General features: G+C 58.7%; 11 protein-coding genes. 5 read left to right on the top strand and 6 right to left on the bottom strand.

Annotation, left to right across the window (positions count from 1 at the left end):
• A partial coding sequence (locus OEZ49_RS23080) for a hypothetical protein (RefSeq protein WP_203583137.1) occupies nt 1-182 on the top strand: 182 nt, incomplete at its 5' end.
• Here the strand turns inward: OEZ49_RS23080 and fusA are convergent.
• The 3 genes from fusA to rpsL are packed head-to-tail and all read right to left on the bottom strand — an operon-like array spanning nt 164 to nt 3,160.
• Complete coding sequence (gene fusA / locus OEZ49_RS19360; RefSeq protein WP_263389829.1) at nt 164-2,287, bottom strand: elongation factor G; 2,124 nt, start codon at nt 2,285-2,287, stop codon at nt 164-166. The two genes, OEZ49_RS23080 and fusA, sit on opposite strands and share 19 nt — an antisense overlap.
• A 15-nt stretch (nt 2,288-2,302) precedes the next feature.
• Nucleotides 2,303-2,773, bottom strand: coding sequence for a 30S ribosomal protein S7 (gene rpsG, locus OEZ49_RS19355; RefSeq protein WP_093034634.1), 471 nt, complete (start codon nt 2,771-2,773; stop codon nt 2,303-2,305).
• Between the two features lie 15 nt (nt 2,774-2,788).
• Nucleotides 2,789-3,160: a 30S ribosomal protein S12 gene (rpsL, locus tag OEZ49_RS19350; RefSeq protein WP_093034637.1), complete on the bottom strand. Its 372-nt coding sequence runs from the start codon at nt 3,158-3,160 to the stop codon at nt 2,789-2,791.
• 345 nt (nt 3,161-3,505) lie between these two features.
• Between rpsL and OEZ49_RS19345 the strand changes: the two genes are divergently transcribed.
• Entirely contained in the window at nt 3,506-4,312 is an 807-nt protein-coding gene (locus OEZ49_RS19345; protein WP_263389831.1) for a putative rhamnosyl transferase, read from the top strand.
• A complete protein-coding gene (locus OEZ49_RS19340) occupies nt 4,309-5,133 on the top strand; it encodes a putative rhamnosyl transferase (RefSeq protein ID WP_263389828.1) in 825 nt (274 codons plus the stop codon). The genes OEZ49_RS19345 and OEZ49_RS19340 overlap by 4 nt, the downstream gene beginning before the upstream one ends.
• On the opposite strand, the gene OEZ49_RS19335 is transcribed toward OEZ49_RS19340, so the two are convergent.
• The 3 genes from OEZ49_RS19335 to OEZ49_RS19325 form a co-directional block, all read right to left on the bottom strand.
• The gene (locus OEZ49_RS19335; RefSeq protein WP_263389827.1) at nt 5,113-5,982 is read right to left on the bottom strand and encodes a DMT family transporter; all 870 of its coding nucleotides are present in this window, start codon (nt 5,980-5,982) and stop codon (nt 5,113-5,115) included. The two genes, OEZ49_RS19340 and OEZ49_RS19335, sit on opposite strands and share 21 nt — an antisense overlap.
• Before the next feature lie 113 nt (nt 5,983-6,095).
• On the bottom strand, nt 6,096-7,268 hold the full coding sequence (locus tag OEZ49_RS19330; RefSeq protein WP_263389826.1) for an MFS transporter: 1,173 nt from the start codon (nt 7,266-7,268) through the stop codon (nt 6,096-6,098).
• Between the two features lie 51 nt (nt 7,269-7,319).
• Nucleotides 7,320-7,559, bottom strand: coding sequence for a hypothetical protein (locus tag OEZ49_RS19325; RefSeq protein WP_263389825.1), 240 nt, complete (start codon nt 7,557-7,559; stop codon nt 7,320-7,322).
• Between the two features lie 171 nt (nt 7,560-7,730).
• Between OEZ49_RS19325 and OEZ49_RS19320 the strand changes: the two genes are divergently transcribed.
• Both OEZ49_RS19320 and OEZ49_RS19315 read left to right on the top strand, forming a co-directional pair.
• Complete coding sequence (locus OEZ49_RS19320) at nt 7,731-8,246, top strand: DinB family protein (RefSeq protein WP_263389824.1); 516 nt, start codon at nt 7,731-7,733, stop codon at nt 8,244-8,246.
• A 266-nt stretch (nt 8,247-8,512) separates the two neighbouring features.
• Nucleotides 8,513-11,044, top strand: coding sequence for a hypothetical protein (locus OEZ49_RS19315; RefSeq protein WP_263389823.1), 2,532 nt, complete (start codon nt 8,513-8,515; stop codon nt 11,042-11,044).
• The last annotated feature ends 25 nt before the right edge of the window (nt 11,045-11,069 follow it).

Below are 11,069 nucleotides of genomic sequence, written 5' to 3'. Positions count from 1 at the left end.
TCTTGCCGTGGTCAACGTGCCCAATCGTGCCGATGTTGACGTGCGGTTTCGTACGCGCGAACTTTTCCTTTGCCATTGCAAAGCTCCTTTTTTCTTACAGACGGCGCGCGATCATGCGCACCAACAGGAAGGACGGGGTGCGTGGTTTCCCACGCACCTCGGGTTATGCAAATTTCGCCTGAATCTCTTCCGAGATGTTCTGCGGCACCGGATCGTAGTGATCGAACTGCATGGTGAACTGGGCGCGGCCCGACGACATCGAACGCAGGGTGTTGATGTAGCCAAACATGTTGGCCAGCGGCACGAACGCAGCGATTGCGATCGCGTTGCCGCGGTTCTCCTGCCCCGACACCTGGCCCCGACGCGAGGTCAGGTCGCCGATGATGCCACCAGTGTATTCTTCCGGAGTCACCACTTCGACTTTCATGATGGGTTCCAGCAGTTTCGCACCGGCCTTCTTCATGCCTTCGCGCATACCCATGCGGGCGGCGATTTCGAAGGCCAGAACGCTGGAGTCCACATCGTGGAACTTGCCGTCGATCAGGGCGACCTTGAAGTCGATAACCGGGAAACCGGCCAGCGGGCCCGAATCCATCACCGATTTGATGCCTTTTTCGACGCCGGGGATGTATTCCTTTGGAACCGCACCACCAACGATCTTGGACTCGAAGGAATAGCCTTCGCCCGGTTCGGTCGGCGAAATGACCAGCTTGACCTCGGCGAACTGACCCGAACCACCCGACTGTTTCTTGTGGGTGTAGGTGTGCTCCACCTGTTTGGACACGGTTTCGCGATAGGCCACCTGGGGGGCACCGATGTTGGCCTCGACCTTGAATTCGCGCTTCAAACGGTCAACCAGGATGTCGAGGTGAAGTTCACCCATGCCCTTCATGATGGTCTGACCCGATTCCAGATCGGTTTCGACGCGGAAGGACGGATCTTCGGCGGCCAGACGGGCCAGACCCTGAGACATCTTCTCCTGGTCGTTCTTGGTCTTGGGCTCGACTGCGATCTCGATCACCGGATCCGGGAAGGTCATGGTTTCGAGAACCACGGGCTTGGACGGATCACACAGGGTGTCGCCGGTGGTGGTCTCTTTCAGACCTGCCAGCGCGATGATGTCGCCTGCAAAGGCTTCTTCGATCTCCTCGCGGTTGATCGCGTGCATCATCATCATCCGGCCAACGCGCTCGCGCTTGCCTTTGGTCGAGTTGATCATCTGGTCGCCCTTCTTGAGGACGCCCGAGTAGATACGGGTAAAGGTCAGCGAGCCGACAAACGGGTCGTTCATGATCTTGAACGCCAGTGCCGCGAAGGGCTGCGCGTCATCGGCAGAACGGGCGATGTTACGCTCTTCGTTTTCGTCACCCGGGGCAAAGCCCATATAGGCCGGCACGTCGAGCGGCGACGGCAGGAAGTCGATGACCGCGTTCAGCAGCGGCTGAACGCCCTTGTTCTTGAACGCCGAACCGGCAGCAACCGGGACGAAGCTGAGCGACAGGGTGCCCTTGCGGATCAGCTTGCGCAGGGTGGCTTCGTCGGGCTCGTTGCCTTCGAGATAGGCTTCCATCGCCTCGTCGTCCTGTTCGACGGCAAGCTCGATCAGGTTGTTGCGCCATTCTTCGGCAACGTCCTGAAGGTCTTCGCGGATCGGCTGACGAACCCAGCTTGCGCCGAGGTCTTCACCCTTCCAGACCCACTCTTCCATCTTGATCAGGTCGACGATGCCTTCCAGCTTGTCCTCGGCGCCGATCGGCAGGGCGATCGGTGCGGGGATCGCGCCGGTGCGGTCCTTGATCATCTTCACACAGTTGAAGAAGTCAGCGCCGATCTTGTCCATCTTGTTGACGAACACGATGCGCGGAACCTTGTAGCGGTCAGCCTGACGCCACACGGTTTCGGTCTGCGGCTCGACGCCGGCGTTGGCGTCCAGCAGACAGACGGCACCGTCGAGAACCGCCAGCGAACGCTCGACTTCGATGGTGAAGTCAACGTGGCCGGGAGTGTCGATGATGTTGAAGCGGTACTTGGTGTCCGAGGTACCTTCGGCGGTCGGATCTTCCTGGCGCTGCCAGAACGTGGTCGTGGCGGCCGAGGTGATGGTGATCCCGCGTTCCTGTTCCTGCTCCATCCAGTCCATGGTGGCGGCGCCATCATGGACTTCACCGATCTTGTGCGACTTGCCGGTGTAGTAAAGGATACGCTCGGTCGTGGTGGTCTTGCCCGCGTCGATGTGGGCCATGATACCGAAGTTGCGGTATCGCGTGAGGGGATATTCGCGTGCCATGTCTGCTCGCTCCTATTACCAGCGATAATGGGCGAAGGCCTTGTTGGCTTCGGCCATCTTGTGGGTGTCTTCGCGCTTCTTCACGGCAGTCCCGCGCGACTGGACAGCGTCCAGCAGCTCGCCGGCGAGGCGTTCTTCCATGGTGTTTTCGTTGCGCTTGCGGGCGGCGGTGATCAGCCAGCGGATCGCCAGGGCTTCACGACGCTCGGGGCGCACTTCGCACGGCACCTGATAAGTGGCACCGCCGACACGACGCGAACGAACCTCGACCGAGGGCTTCACGTTGTCGAGCGCTTCGTGGAACACTTCCACCGGGGCGCGCTTGATCTTGGTCTCGACGCGCGTCAGCGCGTTGTAGACGATGGTTTCTGCGACCGACTTCTTGCCGTCGATCATCAGGTTGTTCATGAACTTGGTCAGAACGCGGTCGCCATATTTGGCGTCGGGCAGAACTTCGCGTTTCTCTGCAGCGTGACGGCGCGACATGCTCGTCTCTCCTTCTTACTTCGGACGCTTCGCGCCGTACTTCGAACGGCGTTGCTTACGGTTTTTGACGCCCTGGGTATCCAGAACACCGCGCAGGATGTGGTAACGCACGCCGGGAAGGTCTTTTACACGGCCGCCACGGATCAGAACAACCGAGTGCTCTTGCAGGTTGTGGCTTTCACCGGGGATGTAGGAGATCACTTCGAAACCGTTGGTCAGGCGAACCTTGGCAACTTTCCGCATAGCGGAGTTCGGCTTCTTCGGAGTGGTGGTGTACACGCGGGTGCAGACGCCGCGTTTTTGCGGGCACTGCTCCAGGTGCTGGGACTTCGAGCGTTTTACTTTCGGCTGCCGCGGTTTGCGGATCAGCTGTTGAATCGTTGGCATTCCGGTTTCTTCCCCGTTTTGCAACACACATGTCATGCACGCGCGCTGCGTGCGGCTTCATTCTTTGCGCGCTTGCGCTAACGCAAACACAAAACCCGCGAGCGTTCCCATTCCGAGGTGAACGTCGCGGTTGGTTCTCAGAGGATCGGGACGACGAAATTGTCCGGACCTTGACCACGTCTATTTGAAATCGGATATGGGATGTCCCCGGTTTCCGAGATGTTGCGCGTAATAGGGGGAGTCGGCAGCAGTGTCAACAGCCCCGGCCAATGTTGCCAAGCGGGTAGAGGGCTGCCAATGTCATGGCAACTCGTATTTACAGGTTTATTCATGGACAGCAAGGACATGCAAGCCATCGGCCTGTGCCGGTTCTCGTACCCGGCTTTTGGAGGGTTTCAGGTCGAGCATGCAACCATAGACGAACGCATTGCCTATCTTTATGCCGAGGATCGGATGGAAGAGCGGTTCCAGTTGATGGAAACCGTCGCCCTGCCCTGTCTGCGCGAACAGACCGATCAGAATTTCGAAATGATCATCGTGATTGGCGATAGCCTGCCCAAGTTGCACCGCGACAGGTTGAATGACCTGACTGCCGATATGCCGCAGGTTCGCATCGTTTCGGAACCACCCCGTCCCCAGCGCGAGGTGATGAAGGAGCTCCTGAACGCGGCCCGCACGAATCCCTCCGAACCGTGCCTGCAATTCCGACACGATGACGACGATGCGATCTCGGTCGATTTCATCGAACGGTTGCGCCAGACTGTGCGTGACTGTCCCGGACTGATCCGCGACAACCGCACGGTGGCGGTGGATTTCAACCGCGGCTACGTGGCCGAGCTGGGCACCCAAGGTATTTTGGCCACCGAAACCGTCCGGTCGCTCTATGTCGCGTCGCTGGGCATGTATGTGGCGGGCAGATGCCATCTGACGATCATGAACTTTGCCCATGAAAAGATTGGCCGGTTCATGCCAGTGGTCAGCCTGAGCGATGCCCCGATGTGGGTCCGAACCCACAACGGCTATAACGACTCGCGCCAGAAAAAGGTGAAACCGGTCCCCGTGGAGCCATTGACCGAAGCGCAGAAAGCCGAGTTTGCCGCCCGCTTCGCGGTGCGGGAAGAGCGCGTCAAACAGGTGTTTTCGGAGAGATGACAATGCAGGTTCTGGGTCTTTGCCGGTTTAGCTATCTTGGTCACGGTGGTTTCAAGATCATGCATGAAACCTTGGACGAACGCCGCGCCTATCTCTATGCCCCGGAACGCATGGACGACAGGTTCCGCCAGTTCGAGGCGATCACCCTGCCGACCATCGCCGGGCAGACCGACCCCGACTTCGATTTTGTCATCGCCATCGGCGAGTGTTTCCCGGATCGCTATCTGGTCCGTTTGCAGGATCTGACCCGCGACGTTCCCCAGATCCGCATTCGCGCCTTTCCTCCGCTGCGTCACCGCACGGCCATGGCGCGCGCGCTGGACGAGGCCCGGCAGGATATCGACACACCTTGCCTGCAGTTCCGGCTCGACGATGACGACGGCATGGCGCGTGATTTTATCGAACGCTACCGGCAGGTGGCCGAGGATACCCGCGCGTTCTGGCAAAGACACCCGGCGGTGGCGGTAGATTTCAACACCGGCTACGTGTTCCGCTGCGGCGCGCGCGGGATCGAAGTTTCCCCGTTTCAATTCGCCTACAGCGCCATTGCACTGGGCGTAATCGTCGCCCCGGGCCATACCGAAGGGATCATGCATCACGGGCACCACAAGCTGTGGACCTCGATGCCGACCATCACCGTGCCGGGCGAGGACATGATGTTGCGCGGGCATAACGACTTCAACGACTCGCGTGCCAAACCGGGGGCCAAACAATTCGAGTATACGCCGCTGGATCCGGAGTCCGAGGCCTATTTCAAGGCCCGGTTCAACGTCGACAATGCGCGGGTGAAGGAGATCTTCTCAGCTTCCCCTGCGGCGTGAGCGTTCGCGGAACAGGGTGAACAGACCGGTGGCGACAACCAGTCCCGCGCCCAACATGGTGACGGGATCGGGCCAATTGCCAAAGATGAGCCAACCCAGCCCCAAGGCCCAGACCAGGCTGGTGTAGCGGAACGGCGCGATGAACCCCACCTCGCCCACGCGCATCACCATGACGCTGCACAGGTATCCGATCAGGACAAAGACCGACGCGCCAAATACCAAAAGACCTGATTGCAGGTCGAGCGGCACCCAGGAAACGGTCAGGGATCCCACAAGACCAAGACCGGTAACCGTGAGGGCCGTCGCCAGTGTGACAACCATGGACGGAACATGAGATGACATCCGACGCGTGATCAGGTCGCGCGCGGTCACGCAGGTGACGGCCAGCAGCGCATAGATGGCGTGTGTCGTGAACCCGTCCGGTCCCGGCCGAACGATCAGCAGCATCCCGCAAAACCCGATACCGATGGCCAGCATGCGCCGCCAGCCCACAGGTTCGCCAAAAATCAGGGCCGCCCCCAGGGTGACGGTGAGCGGCAAAGCCTGCAAGACGGCAGTGACATTCGCCAGCGGCATGTTCATCAGCGCGGTCAGAAAGAAGAAGGTGGCCCCGATTTCGGACACGCACCGCATCGCCACAAGCACTCGGTCGCGGTGGTCGAACCTCAGGTGCAGCGCCCCCAGATGCCGAGCCAGAAGGAAAACCCAGACAGAGGTCAAGGCCCCGCGCAGGGTGATGATCTGGAACAATGGAAGGCTGCCGCCCAGCAGTTTGACAATTGCGTCGTTGACGGTAAAGGCGGCCATGCTGCCCATCATCAACAACGCCCCGCGAGTATTGGGTGACATGTTCCGACCTCTTCGCAGGGAACCATCGTCGGCGCCGCCCGAGCGTTCGTTCACAAGCTAACAGACCCGTTCTGGCCTGCCATGCGGAAAATGGCAAGATAGCGCGACAGACTTCAACTCAGGTCGCGCCGCCGCTGCATCCACATATGCAAGAGAATGCCGACGACATAGAACAGGATCACCACCGCCAGCATTCCGCCCGTTCCCCCGCGTTGCAGAACAAGCATCAGAACCGGGGTGCCCAGAGTGTTTCCCAGGTTGCCCATCTGGGCCATCGCCCCATTTGCCAGCGCCCTGTCGCGGGCCGTTGCGTTCAACTGCGGGATCGAGGCGAAACTCGCCCCCTGCACCAGCCCCAGCGCGGCAAACAGTGCGATGCAGGTCGCGGCGGGCGGAAAACCCAGCCAGTGGCCGCAAAGCACCAGAGCAGACAGCGCAAACCCGGCCATCACGATACGCACCGCGGGCCAGTATCGCAGCAATGGCGTCACGATCAAAAGGGACACACCAATGCTGGCCACCGGCATAAGCCCGACCACCGCCGCACGCTGTCCATGCGGAAGCAAACCCGGCAGGATCGCCACCAGCGACACAAATGTCAGCGTGTAGAACAGCCAGCCCATGGCCGGAGCGGCGATGAAGGCCGACCTGTAGGCTGCCCGATGCTGTTGGAGTATCTCGACAAGACCCAGGTGATCGCCGGGAACGGCCGGTGAATTGTCCTCATCCAGAAACCACCACCAGACCAGTGCGGCAAGGGCCGCCATGACGCCACCATGAATCAGAAACAGCAGCTGGACACCAAAGACCTGTGCCAGCGGCAGACCAAGCCAGGCCACGATCGAGAACGCCACGGCAAAGAATGTGCTCCAGAGCGTCATCGCCGACCCACGCAAGCGGTCGCTGGAAACCTGGGCAATCAGGGTCGGCGCAGCAACAACGATCACCAGGTGCGACAGGCCCTCGACAACTCGGCTGGCCAGCATCACGGGAAACCCGGGCAACGTCGATTGCCAGATCGAACACCCAGCACCCACCATCAACCCGATCACCAGCAGCCGCCGGAACCCGTACCGGGCGACAAAAATACCCGCGGTCAGCCCCAGCACGATCCCGGCAAAGCTGATCATCGAAAGCAACAGACCAAGCCCCGCGCCGCTGTCTGGATAACGCGCCCCGATCAGGTCAAAGGGAACGGCAATCTTGGCAAACTGTCCCGCCGCGCCCAGACCAGCGCACCAAAGAAGCAGGATCAAACCGATGGAACTGAATGGACTGCGAACCATGGCCTAGCGTTACCCGCTTCCCTCTGACAGAGCCACAGGATTCGGGCGGTTTCAGGTGTCGAGCGCGTCGCCCAGCCAACCGACCGTATCGACAGCGGCACGCAAAGCCGCCTCCTCGCTGGAATAGCTGCGCATCCCGTGGTGGCCGATGCTGTACCAGCCGCGCCCATCTTCGGGGTCGCGGCGGAACTCGTCGAACCCAAAGGATCCGTCCGGTCGAACAAAAACGTCGACGCAGATGGTTTCGCCATCCAGGTTGACGGATCGGAGAACCTTGTTCGCGTGGGCCATAGGGCGAGGTTGTCAGATTTCGCTGGCCGCCTCAATGGCTGTGCTGCCGAGGCAGAGCCTGCTAGGCTGCGCCGGTGCGATGCCATCATGGCATCGCTCAATCCGGCCTAAGCGCTGAACAGCGCATCCTCAGGCCGCCCTCCCCCGGACAATCGCAACAAAGGAGCCGTCATGCCCGACAAGCATTATGTATTGACCATGGCCAGATACAACATGTGGCAAAACCAAAGCCTGCTGGCGGCGGCCGGCGACCTGGACGAAACCGCACTTGAACAGGACAGGGGGGCGTTTTTCGGGTCGATCCGCAGAACCCTGTCACATCTCTATTGGGCCGATCAGCTATGGCTGAGCCGGTTCGCCCAGACACCGCCGCCGACGGTCGGCGGCAAGGACTCGGTCAATTCCGTCAAGGATTGGAGTCAGTTCCCGGACGAGCGCGCTGCCCTGGATCAGAGCATCCTCGATTGGGCGCACAGGGTTTCACCCGATTGGTTTGAAGGCAGTCTTAAATGGACTTCTGTCATTCTGAATGGCGAGCAGGTCACGCCACGCAGGACACTGGTACTCGGTTTCTTCAACCACCAGACCCATCACCGGGGTCAGATCCACGCAATGCTGACGGCGGCCGGTGCCATGCCCGAGGATACCGATATCATTCTCTTGCCTGAACGCTTCGCCGCAATGTGATCCAGGCAAAAGAAGAACCCCCGCGCAAGCGCTGACGCATTCCGTGTGGTGGGACACGCTAACAACAAACTCTGTCGCGCGCGTCGCGGCAGGGTTTTGTTTTTGAACGAAAAAAATGACGTGCAGATGCCAATGTCGAAAGGCGAAATCCCGAGAAAATTTTCTCGGGCACCGCAAACGGTCACTCCGTGCGAAGAAAGTTTGATCAAACCAAACATTTTCGCTTCTGATTTTCAAAATAGAGCCAATATCTATCGGTCACAAGCTTGATGTTCGCATTGGTGCGGAATCCACGGATTTTCTTCCGTGACCACTCCAAATTGCGCGAGATTTCTGCTTTCTGGTCGGAAAAACGACTCGAGGCGGAACCGCGCAGGTCTGAGGTTCCGATGGCAGGCTTGGCTACATTCAACTTCAAACTCTCGCAGCTTTACCCGGGCTCAGGCGAGCACATGCTCAACACCTGCAGTAATCCGGACTGCTCCAACTTCGGTCAGCCAATGACGGAGCGCGCGGAGCGGCGGGAACTCTGGCGATCAAAGCGGCCAGATCTTACTCCAGAACAGCTGAAGCTCTTTGAGACCAATGGACCTGGCGCCTACAAATTGGCTGGATCCAAGGGGAAACATCTTCGCGTTTCCAGCTCTTTCCAGTTTGAGCACAATCCCCACGAGTGGTCGGATCAGCGGACCATTCAGTGCCTCGGTCAGACACGGGATGGCGCACCATGCAAATCAGGGTTCTCAATCCTTTCTCCGGTCCACCTGGAGGAAGAGATCGACCGGTTGCGGAACTACAATGGCGTCCTCGATGGACCAGCATGCGGCGCTTGCGGGATTCGCCTTCTCGACAAGCCTGACGAGTTTGCACTGAATGGCACTCACGAAAGAACCAAGGATCGGGATGGCAAGCCTACGAAGAAAAAAGCCGCTCCAAAATCCATTCGAGTGGTGCACAAACCGTGCAAAGGCAAAAAAGGCGCGCGCTTTTCTGTATCCTTGCCCCATGCCGGGCAAAAGAATACGGCGGACAACCTTCGCATCCTCGCTGCAATCCTGAACAGCGCAGGTATCATTGATATTCAAAGAACCCTCAGCATTGCGACCGGCAAAAGCATCGGCATGTCCCGCATCTACGATCGTATCGCTTGGTTCGAGGAGGTCTACCTGGCCTACGAACGCGAGATGCTGCGCCGCTGGAAGGCGAAGGTCGAAAAGAGCGGAGAGTTGATCGAGCACCGCCTTAGCCATGATGACATGGTTCTGACAGTTAACTGGGAAACTGCGGCAGACCGGCGGAATACTCAATTGAACTGCGCGGTCACCGCTGATGCACGTAGTGGTTACGTGTATCGGCTCGATGTTGATTTCGATCCCAGGGTTGCACCCCTTGACGTTTTCAATTCGACTTATCTGAATGAAGACGGGCAGCCTCAAAACCTCTCGCAAGAATACCCTGGGAGTAAGGTCGCATCGGCACCGAAGTTTTCCTGGCAACGCCCAACCGGCCGGTTTCACGAAAGCCAGTTTTTTGGGGCCTGCGTGAACGAGATTCGAGCGTTCCAGATACGTGCCAAGCGGCGGATGCCAAAGAAGACCAAGGATCAGCAGGACGAACGCAAAGAGATTATAGACCGCACCAACGGCATGATCACCAAGATCCGCGAGATCTCCGAAGGTTGGTTTGGCTTCCCCTTCAATGACACAGACGAACGGGGATCGTTTAAGGGCGTGACCACCAGGGACACCTACACCAAGGGTGCACACTTTGCCCTGCTGAAGGAGATGCTGCCTTATGGCTCAATAGTCCTGACAACGGAACAGGAGGCAACACTTCCACCTCTACTGCCTCACATATTCGACCAAGAGATCCGCGAGAACCGCTTCACCTGGCTTGCCATGTCATTCAACAAGAAGGCGACAAAACCGGAAAGGCAAAGGCTGGTCAACGGCTATCGACGAGCCCGAAAGAAGTTCCGCGACCAAGGGTTATATGACGGCCGGTTTAGTCCGGACATGGACGAGCAAGCGATCACAGAAGCGTATATCGCCAGCGGTCTCTCAACAGCCCTTCGGGGCACATCTTCGCCGTTTCAGATATCCAACTACAAAACCAAGAGCTTTCCAAGCCTGTGGGTGAAGTCGCCAACTGAAGCAAGCGGCGAGATCAGCAAGGTGGTTGGATTTCCGATCGTGCCCCGCCCATTCCGCCAATCCCTCAAACGGATTCCATACGACCAGGAGCAGCTCGATGTTGACCTGAGGGCAGAGCTTTCTCCCCTGGTTTACAAGGCAACCTTGCAGCCAGTTAGCAGCTTTATGAATTCACTGCGCACGCGCCTCAGCGTTGCGGACCGGGCTGATAGCGGTGGCGCGCGCGTCGGTGGAAGCTATATTCAGGGGGCAATCTTCAAACCGAAAATCCTGGTTTCAATTCTCAATATCTACCGGGTCCACTACAACTTCTTCGAGGAGCGCAGCTATGCGTGCCCTTATGCAGAGATTGACGACCTGATCGACCCGCCAGTGATGATACAGCGGGGGATGCCGATACCTGGGACAGATGAATTCATCGACCTCCCACCAAAACCGAAGCGGATGCCTGCGAAGAAGACGCCAGCCATGAGGCACGGAATGGATGCGTTCACCAAAAAGAAGGACGGCTCTGAAACACCCCCTGACCTCTACCGCGTTCTTTATCGTCCCTGGCTCTACATGGGCACAAAACTGGGCGCTCGTTTTGAGCGATCAAGGAAGACGGGGAAGTCCAAGAAGGTATTGTCTGAAAAGCAGGCTTAGGTTGTAAAACACATTTCTCGCAGAA

This window comes from Ruegeria marisflavi (assembly GCF_025673445.1).
In the GTDB taxonomy this organism is placed as follows: domain Bacteria; phylum Pseudomonadota; class Alphaproteobacteria; order Rhodobacterales; family Rhodobacteraceae; genus Ruegeria_B; species Ruegeria_B marisflavi.
Note: the sequence above shows the minus strand (reverse complement) of the source record. Positions and strands in the feature narration are given on the sequence as shown.

Coding starts and splice junctions, on each gene's coding strand:
- fusA (WP_263389829.1), bottom strand. CDS start 2,287: ATGGCACGCGAATATCCCCTCACGCGATACCGCAACTTCGGTATCATG.
- rpsG (WP_093034634.1), bottom strand. CDS start 2,773: ATGTCGCGCCGTCACGCTGCAGAGAAACGCGAAGTTCTGCCCGACGCC.
- rpsL (WP_093034637.1), bottom strand. CDS start 3,160: ATGCCAACGATTCAACAGCTGATCCGCAAACCGCGGCAGCCGAAAGTA.
- OEZ49_RS19345 (WP_263389831.1), top strand. CDS start 3,506: ATGCAAGCCATCGGCCTGTGCCGGTTCTCGTACCCGGCTTTTGGAGGG.
- OEZ49_RS19340 (WP_263389828.1), top strand. CDS start 4,309: ATGACAATGCAGGTTCTGGGTCTTTGCCGGTTTAGCTATCTTGGTCAC.
- OEZ49_RS19335 (WP_263389827.1), bottom strand. CDS start 5,982: ATGTCACCCAATACTCGCGGGGCGTTGTTGATGATGGGCAGCATGGCC.
- OEZ49_RS19330 (WP_263389826.1), bottom strand. CDS start 7,268: ATGGTTCGCAGTCCATTCAGTTCCATCGGTTTGATCCTGCTTCTTTGG.
- OEZ49_RS19325 (WP_263389825.1), bottom strand. CDS start 7,559: ATGGCCCACGCGAACAAGGTTCTCCGATCCGTCAACCTGGATGGCGAA.
- OEZ49_RS19320 (WP_263389824.1), top strand. CDS start 7,731: ATGCCCGACAAGCATTATGTATTGACCATGGCCAGATACAACATGTGG.